The 20,142-nt window shown below is 71.5% G+C and carries 20 protein-coding genes and 1 riboswitch; of the genes, 11 read left to right on the top strand and 9 right to left on the bottom strand.

Annotation, left to right across the window (positions count from 1 at the left end):
• The first annotated feature begins 44 nt into the window (after positions 1–44).
• A riboswitch (glycine riboswitch) is annotated at positions 45–142 on the top strand.
• Positions 143–322: 180 nt separating this feature from the next.
• Positions 323–3,208: an aminomethyl-transferring glycine dehydrogenase gene (gene gcvP / locus MDN94_RS28095; RefSeq protein WP_482728696.1), complete on the top strand. Its 2,886-nt coding sequence runs from the start codon at positions 323–325 to the stop codon at positions 3,206–3,208.
• An 83-nt stretch (positions 3,209–3,291) separates the two neighbouring features.
• Here gcvP and MDN94_RS28090 read toward each other — a convergent pair whose 3' ends face one another.
• Together MDN94_RS28090 and MDN94_RS28085 are read right to left on the bottom strand one after the other, a co-directional pair.
• Entirely contained in the window at positions 3,292–3,498 is a 207-nt protein-coding gene (locus MDN94_RS28090) for a DUF5999 family protein (RefSeq protein ID WP_307705317.1), read from the bottom strand.
• Between the two features lie 329 nt (positions 3,499–3,827).
• Positions 3,828–4,418, bottom strand: a complete 591-nt coding sequence (locus MDN94_RS28085; RefSeq protein WP_482728695.1) for a hypothetical protein — start codon at positions 4,416–4,418, stop codon at positions 3,828–3,830.
• Positions 4,419–4,892: 474 nt separating this feature from the next.
• Between MDN94_RS28085 and MDN94_RS28080 the strand changes: the two genes are divergently transcribed.
• Complete coding sequence (locus MDN94_RS28080) at positions 4,893–6,401, top strand: glutamate-cysteine ligase family protein (RefSeq protein WP_482728694.1); 1,509 nt, start codon at positions 4,893–4,895, stop codon at positions 6,399–6,401.
• A 122-nt stretch (positions 6,402–6,523) separates the two neighbouring features.
• Positions 6,524–7,324 (top strand): CPBP family intramembrane glutamic endopeptidase, encoded by an 801-nt coding sequence (locus tag MDN94_RS28075; protein WP_482729100.1) that lies wholly within the window; start codon positions 6,524–6,526, stop codon positions 7,322–7,324.
• A gap of 69 nt (positions 7,325–7,393) precedes the next feature.
• Here MDN94_RS28075 and MDN94_RS28070 read toward each other — a convergent pair whose 3' ends face one another.
• Positions 7,394–8,215, bottom strand: coding sequence for a PhzF family phenazine biosynthesis protein (locus MDN94_RS28070; RefSeq protein ID WP_482728693.1), 822 nt, complete (start codon positions 8,213–8,215; stop codon positions 7,394–7,396).
• A 139-nt stretch (positions 8,216–8,354) separates the two neighbouring features.
• On the opposite strand from MDN94_RS28070, the gene MDN94_RS28065 reads away from it, so the two are divergent.
• Positions 8,355–8,957 (top strand): PadR family transcriptional regulator, encoded by a 603-nt coding sequence (locus MDN94_RS28065; RefSeq protein ID WP_482728692.1) that lies wholly within the window; start codon positions 8,355–8,357, stop codon positions 8,955–8,957.
• 104 nt (positions 8,958–9,061) lie between these two features.
• On the opposite strand, the gene MDN94_RS28060 is transcribed toward MDN94_RS28065, so the two are convergent.
• Entirely contained in the window at positions 9,062–9,490 is a 429-nt protein-coding gene (locus MDN94_RS28060; RefSeq protein ID WP_482728691.1) for a type II toxin-antitoxin system Rv0910 family toxin, read from the bottom strand.
• Between the two features lie 257 nt (positions 9,491–9,747).
• Between MDN94_RS28060 and MDN94_RS28055 the strand changes: the two genes are divergently transcribed.
• The 3 genes from MDN94_RS28055 (at position 9,748) to MDN94_RS28045 (ending at position 12,608) form a co-directional block, all read left to right on the top strand.
• Complete coding sequence (locus MDN94_RS28055) at positions 9,748–10,437, top strand: serine/threonine-protein kinase (RefSeq protein ID WP_482728690.1); 690 nt, start codon at positions 9,748–9,750, stop codon at positions 10,435–10,437.
• A 12-nt stretch (positions 10,438–10,449) separates the two neighbouring features.
• Positions 10,450–11,460 (top strand): EamA family transporter, encoded by a 1,011-nt coding sequence (locus MDN94_RS28050; RefSeq protein ID WP_482728689.1) that lies wholly within the window; start codon positions 10,450–10,452, stop codon positions 11,458–11,460.
• Positions 11,461–11,666: 206 nt separating this feature from the next.
• A complete protein-coding gene (locus tag MDN94_RS28045; protein WP_482729099.1) occupies positions 11,667–12,608 on the top strand; it encodes a DMT family transporter in 942 nt (313 codons plus the stop codon).
• An 82-nt stretch (positions 12,609–12,690) separates the two neighbouring features.
• Here the strand turns inward: MDN94_RS28045 and MDN94_RS28040 are convergent, their stop codons facing one another.
• Positions 12,691–13,362 carry a pyridoxamine 5'-phosphate oxidase family protein gene (locus MDN94_RS28040; protein WP_482728688.1) on the bottom strand — a complete coding sequence of 224 codons (672 nt, stop codon included), beginning with the start codon at positions 13,360–13,362 and terminating at the stop codon, positions 12,691–12,693.
• Positions 13,363–13,385: 23 nt separating this feature from the next.
• Between MDN94_RS28040 and MDN94_RS28035 the strand changes: the two genes are divergently transcribed.
• Positions 13,386–14,717: an aminotransferase class I/II-fold pyridoxal phosphate-dependent enzyme gene (locus MDN94_RS28035; protein WP_482728687.1), complete on the top strand. Its 1,332-nt coding sequence runs from the start codon at positions 13,386–13,388 to the stop codon at positions 14,715–14,717.
• 198 nt (positions 14,718–14,915) lie between these two features.
• Here MDN94_RS28035 and MDN94_RS28030 read toward each other — a convergent pair whose 3' ends face one another.
• Positions 14,916–15,902, bottom strand: coding sequence for a DMT family transporter (locus tag MDN94_RS28030; protein WP_482728686.1), 987 nt, complete (start codon positions 15,900–15,902; stop codon positions 14,916–14,918).
• A gap of 73 nt (positions 15,903–15,975) precedes the next feature.
• Between MDN94_RS28030 and MDN94_RS28025 the strand changes: the two genes are divergently transcribed.
• Positions 15,976–16,890 (top strand): LysR family transcriptional regulator, encoded by a 915-nt coding sequence (locus tag MDN94_RS28025; protein WP_482728685.1) that lies wholly within the window; start codon positions 15,976–15,978, stop codon positions 16,888–16,890.
• Here the strand turns inward: MDN94_RS28025 and MDN94_RS28020 are convergent.
• Complete coding sequence (locus MDN94_RS28020; RefSeq protein ID WP_482728684.1) at positions 16,879–17,346, bottom strand: pyridoxamine 5'-phosphate oxidase family protein; 468 nt, start codon at positions 17,344–17,346, stop codon at positions 16,879–16,881. The two genes, MDN94_RS28025 and MDN94_RS28020, sit on opposite strands and share 12 nt — an antisense overlap.
• A 158-nt stretch (positions 17,347–17,504) precedes the next feature.
• Here MDN94_RS28020 and MDN94_RS28015 point away from each other — a divergent pair, with 158 nt between their 5' ends.
• Complete coding sequence (locus MDN94_RS28015; RefSeq protein ID WP_482728683.1) at positions 17,505–18,155, top strand: cysteine hydrolase family protein; 651 nt, start codon at positions 17,505–17,507, stop codon at positions 18,153–18,155.
• On the opposite strand, the gene MDN94_RS28010 is transcribed toward MDN94_RS28015, so the two are convergent.
• Entirely contained in the window at positions 18,142–18,612 is a 471-nt protein-coding gene (locus MDN94_RS28010) for a Rieske (2Fe-2S) protein (protein ID WP_482728682.1), read from the bottom strand. The two genes, MDN94_RS28015 and MDN94_RS28010, sit on opposite strands and share 14 nt — an antisense overlap.
• A gap of 253 nt (positions 18,613–18,865) precedes the next feature.
• On the opposite strand from MDN94_RS28010, the gene MDN94_RS28005 reads away from it, so the two are divergent.
• A complete protein-coding gene (locus MDN94_RS28005; protein ID WP_482728681.1) occupies positions 18,866–19,315 on the top strand; it encodes an Hsp20/alpha crystallin family protein in 450 nt (149 codons plus the stop codon).
• Between the two features lie 321 nt (positions 19,316–19,636).
• Here the strand turns inward: MDN94_RS28005 and MDN94_RS28000 are convergent, their stop codons facing one another.
• The gene (locus MDN94_RS28000) at positions 19,637–20,119 is read right to left on the bottom strand and encodes a hypothetical protein (protein ID WP_482728680.1); all 483 of its coding nucleotides are present in this window, start codon (positions 20,117–20,119) and stop codon (positions 19,637–19,639) included.
• Positions 20,120–20,142 lie beyond the last annotated feature (23 nt).

Here is a 20,142-nt window from a genome sequence, read left to right as displayed (position 1 = left end):
AGCGATCGTGCGGGATGCACGCTGGTACCCTGGCAAACGGCCGCTGACCCTGTGCGGGAGAGTCCTCCGAAGAGCAGTCCGGAGGCGCCGAAGGAGCAAATCCTCCCCGGAATCTCTCAGGCACCTGTACCGCACGGACGAGGTCACTCTGGAAAGCAGAGCGGGCGTCGGACGGCATCCGCTCTCACCGACGGTGAAAGCCGGGATGTCGCTCCGTGACGCCCGGTGAAGCTCTCAGGTCGAGATGACAGAGGGGGAGGCCGTCCGGGCATCCCTGCCGTGATGCCCCTCGCAGGTCGTGAAGACCAGGAGGCCTCCCACCATGACCGCCAACCGCATTCCGCTCTCCCAGCTGGAGCGAGGGATCCCGTTCGAGCAGCGGCACATCGGGCCCGACGCCGGTGCCCAGGCCAAGATGCTCGCCCATGTGGGCTACGGCTCCCTCGACGAGCTCACCGCCGCCGCCGTACCGGACGTCATCAAGAGCGCCGAGGCCCTTGACCTCCCTGACGCCCGCACCGAGGCGGACGTCCTCGCGGAGCTGCGCGCCCTGGCGGACCGCAACCAGGTGCTCGCCCCCATGATCGGCCTCGGCTACTACGGGACGTTCACGCCGCCGGTCATCCTGCGCAACGTCATGGAGAACCCGGCCTGGTACACGGCGTACACGCCGTACCAGCCGGAGATCTCGCAGGGGCGGCTCGAGGCGCTGCTCAACTTCCAGACCGTGGTCGCGGACCTGACCGGGCTGCCCACCTCGGGCGCCTCGCTCCTCGACGAGAGCACGGCCGCCGCGGAGGCCATGTCGCTGGCCCGCCGGGTGGGCAAGGTCAAGAACGGCGTCTTCCTGGTCGATGCGGACGTCCTGCCCCAGACCCTGGCCGTGATAGAGACGCGTGCCGAGCCCACCGGTGTCGAGGTCGTCACCGCCGACCTCAGCGAGGGGATCCCCGCCGAGATCGCCGAGCGCGGCGTGTTCGGTGTGCTGCTGCAGTACCCGGGCGCCTCCGGTGCCGTGCGTGACCTCAGGCCCGTGATCGAGCAGGCGCACGAGCTCGGCGCTGTTGTCACGGTCGCCGCGGACCTGCTGGCTCTGACGCTGCTCACCTCGCCCGGCGAGCTCGGCGCGGACATCGCGGTCGGCACCACCCAGCGCTTCGGTGTCCCGATGGGCTTCGGCGGACCGCACGCCGGCTACATGGCCGTCCGGGAGAAGTTCGCCCGCAGCCTCCCCGGCCGCCTCGTGGGCGTCTCCGTCGACGCCGACGGCAACAAGGCCTACCGGCTGGCGCTGCAGACCCGCGAGCAGCACATCCGCCGTGAGAAGGCCACGAGCAACATCTGCACCGCGCAGGTGCTGCTCGCCGTGATGGCGGGCATGTACGCGGTCTACCACGGCCCGGACGGGCTGCGTGCCATCGCCCGGCGCACCCACCGCTACGCCGCGATCCTCGCCGAAGGGCTGCGGGCCGGCGGCGTCGAACTGCTGCACGGCTCGTACTTCGACACCCTGACCGCCCGGGTGCCCGGCAGGGCCGCGGACGTGGTCGCCGCCGCCCGCGAGCGCGGCGTCAACCTGTACCTGGTGGACGCCGATCACGTCTCCCTCGCCTGCGACGAGACCACCGGCCGCGAGCAGTTGTCCGCCGTCTGGGCCGCCTTCGGCGTGGACGGCGACATCGACGCCTTGGACGCGTCCGGTGCGGACGCGCTGCCGGCCGCGCTGCTGCGCGACGACGAGTACCTGGCCCACCCCGTCTTCCACCAGTACCGGTCCGAGACCTCGATGCTGCGCTACCTGCGTCGGCTCGCCGACCGCGACTACGCGCTGGACCGCGGCATGATCCCGCTCGGCTCCTGCACCATGAAGCTGAACGCGACCACCGAGATGGAGCCGGTGACCTGGCCCGAGTTCGGCCAGATCCACCCCTTCGCCCCGGTGGAGCAGGCTCAGGGCTATCTGACCCTGATCCACGAGCTGGAGGAGCGCCTCGCCGAGGTGACCGGCTACGACAAGGTCTCCATCCAGCCCAACGCCGGGTCGCAGGGCGAGCTGGCCGGTCTGCTGGCCGTCCGCGCCTACCACCGCGCCAACGGGGACGCGGGCCGCACGGTCTGTCTGATTCCCTCCTCCGCGCACGGCACCAACGCGGCCAGCGCCGTAATGGCCGGCATGAAGGTCGTCGTGGTGAAGACCGCCGACGACGGCGAGATCGACGTCGAGGACCTGCGGGCCAAGATCGAGCAGTACCGCGACGAGCTGTCCGTGCTGATGATCACCTACCCGTCGACGCACGGTGTGTTCGAGGAGCACGTCGCCGACATCTGCGCCCAGGTGCACGATGCGGGCGGCCAGGTGTACGTCGACGGCGCCAACCTCAATGCCCTGGTGGGTCTCGCCAAGCCGGGCCGGTTCGGCGGCGACGTCTCGCACCTGAACCTGCACAAGACCTTCTGCATCCCGCACGGCGGCGGCGGTCCGGGCGTCGGCCCGGTCGGTGTGCGCTCCCACCTCGCGCCCTACCTGCCGAACCACCCGCTCCAGCCGGCGGCCGGCCCCCAGACGGGCGTAGGGCCGATCTCCGCGGCTCCCTGGGGCTCCGCGGGCATCCTGCCCATCTCGTGGGCGTACGTGCGCCTGATGGGCGGAGAGGGCCTCAAGCGGGCGACGCAGGTCGCCGTGCTCGCGGCCAACTACATCGCCAAGCGCCTCGAGCCGCACTACCCGGTGCTCTACACCGGTCCGGCCGGCCTGGTCGCCCACGAGTGCATCGTCGACCTGCGGCCGCTGTCCAAGGCGACCGGCGTCAGCGTCGACGACATCGCCAAGCGCCTGATCGACTACGGCTTCCACGCGCCGACGATGTCCTTCCCGGTGGCCGGCACGCTGATGATCGAGCCGACCGAGAGCGAGGACCTGACCGAGCTCGACCGCTTCTGCGACACCATGATCGCGATCCGCGGCGAGATCGAGAAGGTCGCGTCGGGCGAGTGGTCCGCCGACGACAACCCGCTGCGCAACGCTCCGCACACGGCGTCCGCGCTCGGCGGCGAGTGGGACCACGCCTACAGCCGCGAGGAGGCAGTCTTCCCGGCGGGCGTGAACGCGGCCGACAAGTACTGGCCGCCGGTGCGCCGCATCGACGGAGCGTTCGGCGACCGTAACCTCGTGTGCTCCTGCCCGCCGCTGGAGGAGTACGACAACTGACGCGAGCCGCGCGGCACATGCGTCGGGGCCGGTCCGGAAGTTCTCCGGGCCGGCCCTTCTGTTTCCCGTGTTACCGAAGAGGCCTAGGCGGCGGTCACCAGCGGGCCGGCGTCCGCTGTACGGCGCGGGGCGATGATCCGGCCGTCGGGCAGCAGCTCGCCGGTGTCCTCGAAGAGGAGCACGCCGTTGCACAGCAGGCTCCAGCCCTGTTCCGGATGGTGCGCCACGAGGCGGGCCGCCTCACGGTCGGCGGAGTCGGATGTGGGACAGGCTGGCTGGTGCTGGCACATGGATGGGTTCTTTCGCTGTGATGTGGTGTGTGTCGTGCGGCTCGATGAGGTGTTCATGGCCGCTCCCCCGTATCTGTCGGTCGGTCCCCAGTGTTCACCCACGGAGGTCGCTCCGCAGGCATTTCACAGCAGCTCTTCCTACTGATTGATGACGCACCACCCGCTCGGGCGGTTCAGTTCAACAAGGCTGTCCTTTCGGGTGGTTCGCAGTGGCCCGGCCGGGCTAGTCACAACGGGCCAGTACCCGGACACCGATACGCCCCGCGACCGGGAGGTCGCGGGGCGTATCGAGTGTCTCCTGTGGGTGCAATGCCCGGGATGTTCTCCTGTCAAGCGGCCGGCGAATCGAGCAGCGGGGCCGGCGTCACCCGCAGGGTCATGAGAGGCAGGAGGTCCGCGACCCGGTGCGGCCGGTGGGCGGCTATGCCCGGTGGCGCGGGGGCGAGGGGGACGAGGACGTCGGAAGGCTGCGGGGTGCCGGATGCGGCGTCGGCCTCGACGTCGCCGTGCAGCCAGAGGGTGAGCATGTAGAGCTCGGGAACGGACAGCAGTCTGGGCTGGAACGGTGTTCCCGTCGATTCGGCCTGGCGCAGGGCGCGTTCGGTCGAGTCGAGGTAGGGGCCCTCGAAGAAGTGGGAGAAGGTCCAGCCGTCCGGCGTGAGCATGGTGTCCGCGGCGGCCACGGTGCGGTCGCCGCTGCGGATCAGGAAACGCCAGCCGGTGAGCCTGGTGTGCGGTGTGCGGCCGCTCGGCACGATCCGGTCCAGTACATGGACCGGCAGCGGCAGTTCGGCGCTCAGGGGCCCCTGGACGGACCTCAGAGCGGGTGTTCGGGCCTCGCGGACGGCCGCGGGGGAACCGAGTGCCGCGAGGACGCTTCGCAGGGCAGGCGTGGGGGCCGGGGGGACAAGCAGCGGCATGGTGGGTCGCCTCTCACTCAGGAGACACGGTGGAGCGTGAAGGTGCGGACGTCACTGTCTGCGTGCGGGGCGGCCAGCCGCCGGAAGACACCGGATACGAACTCACCGCCCTCGCGGAGTTTATACGACGCGTGTTCACGTAATGTTTCCGCTACCCGTCGCGGGTATTTCAGGCAAGGCGTGAACCGGCCCGTTTCTTGCGGCATTTCTGGGGCTTTCCCGCGCTGTCGAGGCCGCGGCCTGCGGTTTCGGCTCCGGTGCGGTAGGCCGAATCAAGCCTGTGGTTTTCGCCGCCGTCCGTGCCTGCAATTGCTGTTCGCCTCGTGCCAGGGGAATGTGCCTGCCCGGCGTCTGTGTCCAGACTACCGGCCACCGAGTCCGCGTGGGGCGTTATGGATCAATGAGGCTGGGCATTATCGTCCGTGACGTGAGCGGACCTCGCCACGTGGGACCCACACGAGGAGGGACCCTTCGATGGGGGAGAAGGTCGAGGCAGGCGGGTTCGACCTGTCCGATCGGCAACGGTACCGAGGCAAGCTGCAACAGTGCCTGTCCGGCCTGGGGCGGCTTCTGGCGGAGAAGAGGTTCGACCGGCCCAAGAATCTGATGGGGCTCGAGATAGAGCTGAATCTCGCGGGTGCGGACGGGACGCCTCGTATGATGAATGCCGAAGTTCTCTCCCGTATCGCCAGTCCTGATTTCCAGACCGAGCTCGGCATGTTCAATCTGGAAGTAAACATCGTCCCGCACCGATTGGGCGGCCGTGTGCTCGACCAGCTGGCGGAGGAGTTGCACACCGGGTTGGGATATGCCGATCGCAAGGCGCAGGAGCTCGGCGCCGGGATCGTGATGATCGGCATTCTGCCGACGCTGACGCAGCAGGACCTGGTATCCGCGAACCTCTCCGACGTGGACCGTTACATGCTGCTCAACGATCAGATCGTGGCGGCACGCGGGGAGGACTTCACCCTCGACATCGAGGGGGTGGAACGGCTGACGTGCACGTCCGCGTCGATCGCGCCGGAAGCCGCCTGCACGTCGGTGCAGCTGCATCTCCAGGTCACCCCGGGTCGGTTCGCCGACGTGTGGAACGCCGCGCAGGCGGTGGCCGCCGTGCAGGTCGCCGTCGGCGCAAACGCGCCGTTCCTGTTCGGCAAGGAGCTGTGGCGCGAATCGCGGCCGCCGCTCTTCCAGCAGGCCACGGACACCCGTCCGCCGGAGCTCCAGGTGCAGGGGGTGCGCCCACGGACCTGGTTCGGTGAGCGCTGGGTGGACTCGGCCTACGACCTCTTCGAGGAGAACGTCCGGTACTTCCCCTCGCTGCTGCCCTTCTGCGACGACGAAGACCCCCTGCGGGTGCTGGAGGACGGCGGAGTGCCGCGGCTCCAGGAACTGGTCCTGCACAACGGCACGATCTACCGCTGGAACCGTCCGGTGTACGCCGTCGTCGACGGCGTCCCCCACCTGCGGGTGGAGAACCGCGTGCTGCCCGCCGGGCCAACGGTGACCGACGTGATCGCCAACGCCGCGTTCTACTACGGTCTGGTGCGAGCGCTCGCGGAGGACGCTCGTCCGGTGTGGACGCGGCTGCCCTTCGCGGCCGCCGAGGAGAACTTCGCGACCGCGTGCCGGCACGGTATCGACGCCGAGCTGCAGTGGCCCCGTCCCGGTCGTGGCGGCGTCACACGGGTGCCGGTCGTCAAGCTGGTCCGGGACGAGCTGCTGCCGCTGGCCGCGGCGGGTCTCGACGCGTGGAACGTGGCGCCCGCCGATCGCGACCTCTATCTCGGCGTGATCGAGGAGCGGTGCCGGCGCCGGATGAACGGAGCCTCCTGGCAGGCGGACACGTATCACCGCGCCCGTGAGGCGGGGCTGGAGCGGGAGCTGGCGCTGGCGGCGATGACCCGTCGCTACTGCGAGCTGATGCGGGAGGGACAGCCGGTGCACACATGGCCGGTGGGATTCCCGGGGGCGCGCTCCTGACCGACCCGGGCGTGCGTGCGGCCGCGTGGCGGCCGGGCGCGTGCGCGGGACCTGGCTGCGACCTCCGTAGGTTCGTCGGGCAAGCTGTGACGTCCCATGCGGTGGAGCAACTGGAGGCTGTAGTGCAGGCGCAGGCGGGAGACGCGGCCGGGTCCTTTCCGCGGGAGGCGGTGTCGCGCGGGACCCTCCGGTCGGAGATGCTGCTCGTGCTCGCCCTGTCGCTCGGCGCCAGTGGTGTGTCCGCGCTGATCAGCTTTATCGGATCGCTGACGAAACCCGGCGGGCTGAAGGACCAGGCCGCGACCCTCAACGGGTCCTTCGCGCCGGGGCGGCCGTGGCTCGATCTGGCCTGGCAGCTCTTCGGGATCGCGACGGCGCTGGTGCCCGTCGTGCTCGTCGCGCATCTCCTGGTCCGCGAGCGTGCCGGGCTCTCCTCGATCGGCTTCGACCGGAGCCGGCCCTGGTCCGACATCGGCCGTGGCGCGCTCGTCGCCGCCGGTATCGGCAGCGCCGGACTGGCCTTCTATCTGGTGGCGAGGGCCTCCGGTTTCAACCTCACCGTCGTGCCGGAGGCGCTGCCCGAGGTCTGGTGGAAGTACCCGGTGCTGATCCTCTCCGCGATCCAGAACTCCGTGGTGGAGGAGGTGATCGTCGTCGGGTATCTGCTGCGCAGGCTCGATCAGCTCGGCTGGACACCGATGGCCGCGCTGGTCGCGAGCTCGGTGCTGCGCGGCTCGTACCACCTGTATCAGGGGATCGGCGGGTTCGTGGGCAACATGGTGATGGGCGTGGTCTTCGTGCTGCTGTACCGCAGATGGGGCCGGGTGGGGCCGCTGGTGGCGGCGCACGCGCTGCTCGACATCGTCGCCTTCGTCGGATACGGGCTGCTGTCCGGGAAGGTGGACTGGCTTCCCACGCCGTGAACGGCGGCCCGGCAGCGCGACCGAGGGGGTGCAGGGCGGAGGCCGTGCACCCCCTCGGTCGTGGTGCGTTCAGAAAGTGGTGAGCAGTTCGCCGTCGACCACGGTCACCGCGTGCCCGGTCAGCAGGGTGCGGTCGCCGCGCAGCGCGGTGCGGACCAGGCCGGACCGGGCCGACGCCTGGAGGCCGGTCAGCTCGTCGCGGCCGAGGCGCCCGGACCAGAAGGGCGCGAGTGCCGTGTGGGCGCTCCCGGTGACCGGGTCCTCGTCGATGCCGACCTGGGGGAAGAAGCCGCGGGAGACGAAGTCGTAGCCGGCGGAGGCGTCCGCCGCGGCGGCGGTGGCGATGATGCCGCGCTCGGAATACGCGACCAGGGCGGTGAAATCGGGATCCAGAGCGCGCACGGACTGCTCGTCGGCCAGTTCGACCAGCAGGTCCCCGATGTGGGGCCCGGTGTCATGGGCGGAGAGCACCTTCGCGCCGAGCGCCTCGGCGACGCCGTCGGGGACCGTCACCTCTCGCAGTGGGGCGGTCGGGAAGTCGAGGGTGATCGTGCCGTCCTCGTGCGCGGTCGTCAGCAGGTCGCCGCAACGGGCGGTGAAGCGCACCGTGCCCTTCGCCGCCCCCGTGGTGTGCAGCACGTGTGCGGTGGCCAGGGTGGCGTGGCCGCACATGTCGACCTCGGTGGCCGGGGTGAACCAGCGCAGTGCCCAGTCCGCGTCGCTCCCGGCGGGCAGGGGATGGGCGAAGGCGGTCTCCGAGAGGTTCAGCTCCGCCGCGACGTGCTGGAGCCAGGTGTCGGGAGGGAATCCGGTGGAGTCCAGCAGCAGCACTCCGGCGGGGTTGCCGGCGAAGGGACGGTCGGTGAAGGCGTCGACGATTCGAATCCGCATGGGGCCGACCGTAGAGCTCCGGCGAACCGGCAGGCCAAGGCCAATTCGAGGTCGGCGGCCCGGTGAGGCCTTGTCGTTCCCTTGTTTCCGATATATCGTTGACGCATCGCGACTGATCAACGGTGGAAGGAGCGGAGCGATGCGTTCACGTGGAAACGGGCCGGAAGGTGGCCGCGGACACTGCGGGCCCGGCCATCACGGTTGGAGTGAGTACGAGGGCCGTCGCGCGGCGTTCGGCCCCTGGGGACCGCCGTTCGGCGGGCCTTTCGGTGGCGGACGCGGGCGTGGCGGAGGCCGGGGCAGGGCGCGGCGCGGCGATGTGCGCGCCTCGATCCTGGCCCTGCTGAAGAACCGCCCGATGCACGGTTACGAGATGATCCAGGAGATCGACGAGCGCAGCGGCGGGGCATGGAAGCCCAGCCCCGGGTCCGTCTATCCGACCCTCCAGATGCTGGAGGACGAGGGTCTGATCGTCAGCGAGAGCGACGGCGGCAAGAAGCTGTTCACGCTGACCGACACCGGGCGCGCCGAGGCCGAGTCGGGGCCGGAGGCTCCCTGGGAGGAGGCCGGCCGCGGTGTCGACTGGGACACGGTCAACGAGATCCGGCAGGCCGGCTTCGGTCTGATGGAGGCGTTCGGCCAGGTCTGGAAGTCGGGCAGCGCCGAGCAGCGGCAGAAGGCCGTCGCCGTGATCAACGAGGCCCGCAAGAAGCTCTACTTGATCCTGGCCGACGAACACTGAGGCGGGCGTGAAGGGTCCCGCGCCGGCGCGGGGCCCTTCTGCTGTGCCCGCGGCCGGCGCCGTCCGTGGAGGGCTGACCGGCCGGCCCGCGCGCGGCCGCTGGGTCAGGCCACCAGTCCGCCCAGCTTCCGGAGCGACTCGTTGAGCGCCGCGGTCGCCGAGTCCTTCAGCTTGCCGGCCATGAGCGAGACGGCCGCGCCGGTGAACTCGCCGTCGATGCGCACATCGGTCGCGCCGCCGGCCGGGGTGAGTGAGTAGCGGGTACCCACGACGACGGACATCGGTCCCTTGCCCCTGATGGCGAGCACCCGCTCGGCCTGCAGTTCCTCCACGGTCCAGGTCACTTCGGCCGGGAAGCCCATCAGCTTCATGTTCTCCGCGAAGGTGGCGCCCGTCTCCAGCGGTTCGGGGCCGCCCGCGGGGAAGCTCGTGTGAGTGGCGTTCCAGCGGCCGTACGAGGAGAAGTCGGTGAGCTGGGCCCAGACCTTCGCGGCCGGTGCCTCGATGCGCGCCTCCGCGGTGACTTCGGCCATGGGACCACCCTTTCGTGTCGGGTTCCGGTGCGCGGACCGTAGCCGTACGTGCGGCAACATTCAATACTGACGACATGTCAGGTGGCGTCCGGTCGCTCGGCACCGGCACGGCCGCCGCAGGGGGAGACTCAGGGACGGCCCGCCCCTTCTCATCCGCAAGGAGGAGCAAACGCCCGGGTGTGCCCAACTCCGGTGGGATGCGCGAATGCTTCCCCACGTGGACGCCGGGGCCGCGGATGCCTGATGAGGTGGAAGGCGTGCGAAGCCCTGCCCCGTGCCTGCCTCGGCAGCACCCCGCCGCCCCCGTCCGTGCCGATCTCGAAGCCGCGCTCACCGCGGAGCTGGCATCGGTGGTCGCCGGTGCCCGCAGGAGGGCGCTGCGCGACGGCGACAGGCAGATCGACACCGCCCACCTCCTCCACTCCCTGCTGGAACAGGGCCCAGAGGTCCGGGCCTTGTTCGGGTCACCCGCCCAAGTGGCGCGTGTGCTCGGCTACCTCGTTCAGCGCAGCATCGGCTACGGGCTCGCCTGGCAGGGCTCTGTCGAGGACTCGGGCGCACTGCCGGTCGTGCGGGAGGGTGGTGCGCCACGGCTGCCGTCGCCCGGCACTGTGGGGCCCGATACGGCGCGGGCGGCAGGTGCCGCGCTGCCCCACCTGCCGGGCTGGTCACCGTCGGCCGTGACCGCCTTGGCGGGTGCGCTGGCCAGGGCGAGGCTCCGTGGGGACACCCGCGCCGAGGGGATCGACGTACTGGCCCGCCTCGCGGCCGACCGGGACTGCCGGGCCGCCGAAGTGCTGCGCAGGGCCGGTGTCGACGTACCGCTGCTGGGGGCGCGGATCGCGGAACGGGTGTCCGCGGGGCCCGCCGCCCGGTCGGCCCCGGGGTTGCCGGCCCGGAAGCGTCTCGACATGTGTCACAGGGGTGACGGTGCTGACGGCTGCTGACATGATGTGCCGATGCAGGCGTCTCAGGGAAGGAGCGCCGGCCTGGGACTCGCCCTGGGCTCGGCGTTCGCGTTCGGTGGATCGGGTGTCGCGGCCAAGCCGCTGATCGAGGCGGGACTCGACCCCCTCCATGTCGTGTGGCTACGGGTCGCGGGCGCCGCGCTCGTGATGCTCCCGCTGGCCTGGCGTCACCGAGGACTGCTGAGGCGCAGGCCCGCGCTGCTGGCCGGTTTCGGTCTGCTGGCCGTGGCGGGCGTGCAGGCGTGCTACTTCGCCGCGATCTCCCGCATTCCTGTCGGCGTCGCACTGCTCATCGAGTACCTGGCCCCCGCGCTCGTGCTCGGATGGGTCCGCTTCGTCCAGCGCAGGCCGGTGACCAGGGCGGCCGCCGCGGGCGTCGTGCTGGCGGTCGCGGGCCTCGCATGCGTCGTCGAGGTGTGGGCGGGGCTGCGGTTCGACGTGCTCGGCCTGCTGCTCGCCCTCGGCGCCGCCTGCTGTCAGGTGGGCTACTTCGTCCTGTCCGACCAGGGCGGCGACAGCGACGACGCCCCCGACCCACTGGGTGTGATCGCGTACGGCCTCCTCATCGGCGCCCTGGTGCTGACGGTCGTGTCCCGGCCGTGGGGCATGGACTGGTCACTGCTCGCCGGTGGCGCCGACATGGGGGGAACCGAGATCCCGGCAGTGGTGCTGTTGGCGTGGATCGTGTTGATCGCCACCGTGCTCGCGTACGTCACCGGTGTCGTGTCGGTGCGCAGGCTCTCGCCTCAGGTGGCCGGTGTCGTCGCGTGCCTCGAGGCGGTCATCGCGACCGTGCTGGCATGGGTGCTGCTGCGTGAGCACCTTTCTGCGCCGCAGATCTTCGGTGGCGCGGTCGTCCTGTTCGGGGCGTTCATCGCGCAGTCCCAGGCGCCCCGGCCGCCGTCCGGGCCGGTGGCGGCCGGTGGGCCGGAGGCTCTGCCCGTGGCGGCCGACGACGGGTCCGCCGCCGGCGAGTTGTCCGCGGGGCACCGTGCCCCGTAGGGTGGCGATCATGCATTCGACCGTACTCCCGCCGCCCGCCGCCTAGCGCGGGCGGACGTTCTCAAAGGACCTGGCTCGGGGTGTCTTCCCCGAGCGGTCGGTGCTGCCCGCGTGACTGAGCCGAGCGATCAGCCGTCCCGTTCTTCATACGGAGAAGTCACGTGTCGAATTCCCTCTCAACTCCTGCTGTCGGCGTGCCCGCCATCATGTCCGTGGGCCGCGGCCTGACCTGTCTCGTCTTCGCCGGGTTCGCCTGGGGAACCGCCGGCGCCGCCGCCTCGCTCGTCTTCCGGGTGAGCGATCTCGGGCCGCTCGCCCTGTCGTTCTGGCGGTGCGTCGGCGGGCTCCTCCTGCTGCTGCCCGTCCTCGCGATGCGCGCCCGGCGTCGCCGGGGGGCCGCCCCGTCCGCCGAACCGCGCCGGCAAAGGGTGCTGCGCATCCTCGCCACGGGGGTCGGCCTCACCGTCTTCCAGAGCGCCTACTTCGCGGCCGTCGAGGCGACCGGCCTCGCCGTGGGAACCGTCGTGACGCTGGGCGCCGGTCCTGTGCTCATCGCCGTGGGGGCACGGCTCACCATGGGCGAGCGGCTGGGCCGCGGCGGGTTCCTGGCCGTCGCGGGGGCGCTGGCCGGGCTCGGCGTCCTTGTCCTCGGCGGCGAGGGGGCGGAGGTCCGGCCGACGGGCGTCGCGCTCGCCTTGCTGTCGGCCGCCGGATACGCGGCGATCACCCTGCTGACGCGCCGGCTCGGCCGGGGCGGAGGCGGCGGTGACTCGTTGTCCACCACAGCGTGGGCGTTCGCGATCGGGTCCGTCGGGCTGCTGCCGATGGCGCTCGGCGAGGGGCTGCTGCCGCACACGGCGGAGGCGGCCAGGGTCATCGGACTGCTGGTCTACGTGGCGGCCGTCCCGACGGCCCTCGCCTACGCCCTCTACTTCGCGGGCGCGGCCGTGGTCAGGGCTGCGACCGTCTCCGTGATCATGCTGCTGGAGCCGGTGAGCGCGGCGGTCGTCGCGGTGACCCTGCTGGGCGAGCGCCTGACGCCGGCCACGGTGGGGGGGACGCTGCTGCTGCTCACGGCGGTCGCAGGTCTCGCGGCGGCGGAGGCGCGGGGCGCCGCGGTCCTGAGGCGGGTGCCTGCCGCGGCGTGAGGCGGTCCCTCCCGGCGGTGAGCGGCCCTGCCGACCCCCGTTCGGCAGGGCCGCGGCTCATGCACCGGCGCGGCGCGGCGCGTCAGAGGTAGGCGGGGAGCGGCGTCGACGGGGAGAGGTCCGGCGCCGGGTCCGGCAGTCCGCGGGTGGTGGTGACGGGGACGACCCCCGCCCAGTAGGGAAGGTCCAGATCGGCCGGCTCGTCGTGCGGGCCGCCCGTGCGGGTCTTCGCCGACACCTCCGCCAGATCCAGGCGGAGCACCGCCGTCGCCGCCAGTTCCTTGGCGTTCGCCGGGCGGGAGTCGGTGGAACGGCCGGGAACGACATGGTCCACGAGAGCGTCGAGCGCGGTGCGCTTCTCCGACGGGTCGGTGACCTGCCGGGCGGTCCCGTGGACCACCACCGAGCGGTAGTTGAGCGAGTGGTGGAAGGCGGAGCGCGCAAGGACGAGACCGTCGACATGCGTCACCGTCAGGCACACGGGCAGCCCCGGGTCCGCCCCGCCCGCCATCCGCAGGGGACGCGACCCGGTCGACCCGTGGACGTACAGCCGCTCGCCGACGCGGGCGTAAAGCGTCGGCAGGACGACAGGGGCTCCGTCGCGGACGAAGCCGAGGTGGCAGACGTACGCCGTGTCGAGTATCGAGTGCACCGATTCGCGGTCGTACGATGCCCGCTCCCGCGAGCGGGTGGGAATCGTCAGGTCGGTCGGCTCGTACGGGGCTTCCGCGGTCTCCGGCATTGCGGTCTCCATTGCACTAGTGCATAATATCTTTTGTGCTAGGAGAGTATCGGATCGTTGGGCGGCGTGCATCCGAGATCGCCGCGAGCATCGAGCGGGCAGTGGGCTCCGGAGAGCTTGAACCGGGCCGACTGCTGCCCCCGATGAGGGAGTTGGCCACAGAACTGGGGGTGAACCCGAACACCGTCGCGGCCGCCTACCGGACCCTGCGCGAACGCGGAGTGATCGAGACCGCCGGCCGCCGGGGCAGCCGGGTGCGCCCCCGCCCGGCCAGTACGGTGCGCGGATCGATCCGGGTCGACGCACCCCCTGGCGTGCGCGACCTCGGCGAGGGCAATCCGGACCTGGCGCTTCTGCCGCCGCTGCACGAGGCGCTCGCCGCCGCCGCGGTGCGGCACGCCGAGGAGCCCGGACTGTACGGAAGGGCGCCGCTTGACCCCGAGTTCGCGCGCCTCGCACGCGCTGCGATGGACGCCGACGGGGTGCCTGCCGGGCCGCTCGCCGCCACCTCCGGATCGCTGGACGCCATCGAGCGGGTGCTCGCCGCGCATCTGCGTCCCGGCGACGCGGTCGCCGTGGAGGACCCGGGCTGGGGGAGTCTGCTCGATCTCTTTTCCGCGCTCGGCCTCAAGCCGGTGCCCGTCGCACTCGACGACGACGGGCCACTGCCCGGGGAGGTGGAGCGGGCGCTCGGGGCGGGAGCCCGCGCGATCGTCGTCACCGACCGGGCGCAGAACCCGACCGGCGCGGTCCTGAGCCGCGAGCGGGCGGACGAACTGCGTGCCGTGCTCGCCCGGTTCCCCCGCACTCTGCTCATCGAGGACGACCACGGGCACGCCATCGTCGACCAGTCGCTGCACCCCCTCGCGGGGCCGACCGACAGCTGGGTGTTCGTGCGCTCCGCGGCCAAGGCGTACGGGCCCGATCTGAGGGTCGCCGTCCTCACCGGGGACACTGTCACCATCGACCGCGTACAGGGGCGGCTGGGCCTGGGACCCGGCTGGGTCAGCCGGCTGCTGCAGCACACCGTCGCGCATCTGTGGGCGTCCGGCGTCGTCGACCCCGCCGCCGTCGCCCGCTCCTACGGTGAACGGCGCGACGCTCTGATCGGCGCGCTGGCCCGGCGGGGTGTCGAGGCGCGCGGCCGCAGCGGGATGAACGTATGGGTGCCCGTCCAGGACGAGACGGGAGCGGTGGCGCGGCTGCTGCACGCCGGGTGGGCGGTGGCTCCCGGGGCGCGTTTTCGGATGTCGTCGCCGCCCGGAGTCCGTCTGACCGTCTCCGACCTCACGGCCGCGGACATCGAGCCGCTCGCCGACGCGGTGGCCTCGGCGGTCGGCCCGGTGCCCGCCCGCAGCTACGGCTGATCCGGGCGGTGGGCGGTGCCGGCGGTCGGCGACCGTACGCGACGCCGAGGGTCCCGGCGCCGGCGCGGCCCAGGGGAGCGGGCCGCCCGCCGCCGAGGTCCGGGACCTCGCTTCGCTTCGGGGGGCCGGGTGGCCCCGGGGCTCGGTCGGCTCCGGGGCGGCGACGGGAACTCACATGAGCCCCGGATCCCATGCGGCTCAGGCCCGCTTCGGCCGGCTCTGCGTCAGTGCCGCGCCCACCAGGACGATCAAGGCGCCCACCGGGGTGTTCCAGGCCAGGTGCTCGTCGAGCAGCGCCACGCCCGCCGCGGTGGCGATGACCGGGATGAAGTACGTGACCATCTGCGCCGTAGTCGGCCCTACCTCCGCCACCAGCCCGTACTGGATGAGCAGCGCCAGCCCCGTGCCGAGGACGCCGAGCGCGATCACCGCGAGCAGGGGAACGAGCGGGAACGAGTCCGGCACCGTGGTGAACAGCGGTGTGACGACGGCGAGTTGCACAGTCGCCAGGCCGAGCTGGGCACCCGTCAGCGAGAGGTTGGAGTGGCTGGAGCCCGCCAGGGTGCGGCGTACATAGATCCAGCCGATCGGATAGCTCAGTGAGGCGAGCAGTGCCATGGCCGTGCCGGAGAAGTCGAGCCCCGAGAAGCCCTGCCAGGCGCCGAGAACGGTGAGGACACCGAGGAACCCGATGCCGAGACCCGCGACGCGTCGCCGGGTCGGCCGGTCCTCGGACAGTGCGACGAGGGAGAGCGCCATGCCCCACAGAGGCGAGGTGGCGTTGCAGATGCCGGCGAGCGTCGAGGGGATCGTGAGCTCGGAATAGGCGAAGAGCGAGAACGGCAGCGCGTTGAGCAGGAAGGCCGCGACCGTCAGGTGACCCCAGGTGCGCAGGCCGCTCGGCAGCCGGTCACGGCGGACAGCCATCGCGACCGCGAGCACCGCGGTACCGAAGAAGAGGCGGCCGAAGGTGACCTGGAACGGCGCGTAGGCCCCCGTGCCCACCTTGATGAGAAGGAAGCTGAAGCCCCACACGGCGGAGAGCACCGCGAAGCGGATGCGCCAATCGACGGCCCGGCGGGGCGGGCGGCCGACGGGGGCTGACCCGGCCGGGGCGGTCCCGGGCGGAGCCGGGGGAAGGGTGCGGGCGCGGGCCTCGTCGGCCTCGGTGGTTGCGCTGCTCATGGCCCCACGATCGCGTCTCACACCTCTTAGGACAAGCGAGATTTTCTCGACCTCTTCCCTTAGTGTTGCTTACATGTTGAACCTGGAGCGCCTGCGCACCCTGGACGCCCTGGCCCGGCACGGGTCCGTCAGCGCCGCCGCCGACGGGCTGCACGTCACCACCTCGGCCGTCTCGCAGCAGATGGCGAAGCTGGAACGGGAGGTCGGGCAGCAGCTGCTGGCCAAGAACGGGCGCGGCGTGCGCCTCACCGACGCCGGCCGGCTCCTCGCCGACCATGCCGCGCGCATCCTCTCCCAGGTCGAGCTCGCCCAGTCCGACATCGAGGCACAGAGAGGGCAGGCGGTCGGCGAGGTCAGGATCGGGGCGTTCCCCACCGCGGCCCGCGGCCTGTTTCCGGCCGCGGTGTCCACCCTGCGCCGCGAGCACCCTGAACTGCGGGTGCTCTCCACGGAGTTGGAACCGGAGGCCGGTGTCAGGGGGGTCATCCGCGGGGACCTCGACCTCGCCGTGGTGCTCGACTGGAGCAATAAACGGCTTCCCGTCCCCGGCGGCCTGGCGCAGGCTCAACTGCTCGACGACGTGCCCGATGTCGCCATGCCCGCGAGTCATCCGCTGGCGGACCGCGCGGAGGTCGACCTCGAGGACTTCGCCGACGACGAGTGGGTGTCCTGGCCGGAGGGCGAGTTCTGCCACGAGTGGCTGATGTTCACCCTGCGCTCCAAGGGTTTCGAACCCCGGATCGGTCACAGGGCGGGCGAACACCACACCCAGCTCGCCCTGATCGCCGCCGGGCTGGGCGTCTGCGTGGCGCCCCGGCTCGGCCGGGGGCCCGTTCCCGAGGGTGTCGCGCTCGTCCCGGTACGGCAGCGGATGCGCCGCCACGTCTACGCGGTGTGGCGCACCGACGCCGACCGCAGGCCCTCCATCAGGGCAGCGGTGGAGGCGCTGCGGGCCGCCGCCGGGCCGGTCGCGGAGTCAGAGCGCTGACAGCTTTCGGAAGTCCCAGGACGCGACGGCGTCCGGTGTGAGCCGCAGCCAGGCGTGCCGGCCGTCGTGGGGCATCTCGTCGAGCCCGAAGTTCTTGCGGGCGAACAGGGCTTCCGGTACGGCGAGTTCGGGGCAGTGCTCGCCGGTCCGTGGGGCCTCGCCCACGAACACGGCCGTGCCGGACAATTCGACGCCCCGCAGCTCGCCGTACTCCTCGCCGGCGTCGACGACCACGGCGAGCCGCGGATCGCGGCGCAGCTCCGCCCAGCGCCTGCTGCGGGTGAGGGAGTAGAGCCACAGCGACGTGCCGTCCCAGGCGAACCAAAGCGCGCTGACGTGCGGCCGCCCGTCGGGCGACACCGTGGCCACCCGGCACGTCCGCTGCCGGGTCAGGAACGCGTCCAGCTCCGCGGGGGTCATCATGATGCGACGGCCCCGGCGCTGTATGGCGGTCATGTGCGGCCTCCCCGGAAACGGCTGACACGGCGGAAGCCGTGACTGACGAGTCGTCAGAAATGTTGTCCGGCCAGCATGGAGGCTCTTCCCCTCGGGCGCAACGGCGGCTACCGTCGCGCCTCCCGCGCCGAAAGGCCGGGACACCGAGGAGGAGTCGCGTGTCATCCTTCCATCAGCTCGCGGAGCAGCTCGAGGCGCCCACCACCGCACTCCTCACCGTCGAATGCCAGCAGGGCGTCGTCGGCAAGGACAGCGCCCTGCCGGAACTCGCCGCGGCGGCGAGCTCCTCCGGGGCCCTCCGCAACGTCGCCCGGCTGGTCGCCGCCGCCCATGACGCCGGAGTGCAGGTGCTGCACGCGGTCGCCGAGCAGCGGCCCGACGGCAGAGGGTCCAACCGGAACGCGCGGCTTTTCAGGGCAGCCGCCCGTCTGCCCGTCCAGCAGCACAGCGGGTCCGCGGCGGTGCGTATCGCCCCGCCGATCGACGTGGCGCACGAGGACATCGTCGTACGACGCCTCCACGGACTGTCGCCGCTGGCCGGCACGGACGTCGACCCGATCCTGCGCAACCTCGGCTGCCGCACCCTCGTCGTCACCGGGGTGTCCGCGAACGTGGCGGTGCCCAACGCCGTCTTCGACGCCGTGAACCTCGGCTACGACGCCGTCGTCGTGGCGGACGCCATCGCGGGAGTGCCCGCCGAGTACACCCCCGCGATGATCCGCAACACCCTGTCACTGGTGGCGACGATCGCCACCACCGACGAGGTGGTCTCCTGCTGGAAAGACCGGCGCCGCGTCACGCGAGCTTGATCGAGTCACCCTCCACCGTGATCGCGGCGGGCGGCAGCGGCTTCGTCGCGGGACCTGCCTTGACGCTGCCGTCCGCGGCGTCGAACCGGCTGTTGTGGCAGGGGCAGTTGATGGTGCCGTCCGAGATGCCCGACACCGCGCAGCCCTGATGGGTGCACTTGGACGAGAAGGCCTTGAACTCACCCGCCACCGGCTGCGTGATCACCACGTCGCCGACGATCTTGCCGCCGCCTTCCGGGATGTCGGAGGTCTTGGCGATCACCGTGCCTCCGCCCGCGCCACCCCCGTTGGCGCCTCCCGAGGAGGCACCCTCGCCGGCAGGCTTGTCCGACACGGACTGCGGCGAGTCGTCCGAGCCCCCGCACGCCGTCAGGGCGACGGAGAGACCGGCACCACCCACGGCGGCGACGACGGTACGGCGCGCCACGGTCCGGGCGGTCTCCTGCGTTCCGGTCATGCTGGCTCCCTCGTCTCGTCCGGCCCTGGTACCGGCCGGTTCATGCTGTTGTACGCGCCGAGGGATCGCGACGTTCAAGGAATCACGAATTCCCGGCGAGCGGTCAAGGCGTAGTTCCGCTGGGGGGTCCGGTTTCGCCAGGTCGTTCACGCCGCTGCCGGGGACGGCTCGTGAACTGGGGAGTCAAACATGAGTGGGGTCTTGTCAACTTGATTGCCTCGCGCTATATAAAAGGTGTCGGTAGCTGAAGCGGATGACGGCAATCGATGAGGAGGCGATGACGATGCTGCTGCGCTCCGACCCGTTCCGAGAGCTGGATCGTCTTTCCGAGCAGCTGTTCAAGGGTGCGCGGCCGACGACGGCATTTCCGATGGACGCCTGGCGTGAGGGTGACGCGCTGCGGGTGCAGTTCGATCTTCCCGGCGTGGACCCGGACTCCGTCGACCTGAACGTCGAGCGGGATGTCCTGACGGTGCAGGCCGAGCGCAAGCCGGTGACCGGGGAGAACGCCGAGGTGCTGGTGAGGGAGCGGCCCACCGGGACGTTCACCAGGCGGCTCTTTCTCGGCGAAACCCTGGACGCCGACAACATCGAGGCCACGTACGAGGCGGGCGTCCTGAGCCTGCGGATCCCGGTCGCGCAGGGCGGCGGACGTCGCAAGATCGAGATCCGGGGCGGTCGGCGGAAGGAACTGCGGACCTGACGCCGTTGGCGGACGGCTCGTGGGGGGGCAGCGCTCACGGTCGCGATCACCGCTCGTAGTGGAGATCGATGCTCTCGACCGAGAGTGAAGCTCCCAACGGGGTGGCAGAAAGACTCGGGTCCTGGGCGAAGGGCCTCAGGGCCCGAGTCGTGCCCACGGGCCGGATCACCAGGTCGCCAGGCCCGCCGGAAACACCGGCCGCGGTGCTGTCTCGTTGCAGGGCCTGGCGCGGCGGCGGTCTGGTGCGTCCGGTGCTGCGGTCTCCTGACGCCGGGCCTGCTGCGCCCGCGCCCTGCGGTCCGTGCGTCGATCGCGTCCTGCTCAGATGCCTGCCGGGGGAGCCGGTGCCGGGGACCGGCCCGGCAGCCAGGCGGGCCGTCTGCGAGGTGCCGGGGCGGGGTCGGCGCAACCGGATCCGGCCGGCGCGAGCAGGTGGTGGCTCACGGCCGTGCGTACGGTGGCCGCCGTCGCCTGGGGTACGCGGTCGGAGACGGCGAGACGGGCGAACGGCGCCGCCGCCGGACGGAGGTCGACGCGCGCCACGGGGCCACGGCGGGGGCGGATCGCGACGAAGTCCCGCACCTCCGCCTGCTCGCACACGTCGCGCTCACCGAGATGCAACAGATCGCCGATCCACACGCCCCGGGAGGGCTCGCCTCGCACCGCGCGCCGCCAGTCGCGTTCCACGGTCACCTTCTCCACTGCCGCTAGCGGCACCCGGACGTCCGTGTGCCGTGCGGTGATCTTCTCCCACCAGGTCAGTTCGACGATGAGCTCCTCGCCCCTGACTGCAAGGCGGGCCATGGCGCTGCACCTCCTTCGTGAAG

It is taken from the genome of Streptomyces sp. WAC00040 (genome assembly GCF_056835925.1).
The sequence above is the reverse complement of the archived record's forward strand: the minus strand, read 5'-3'. Positions and strand labels throughout refer to the sequence as shown.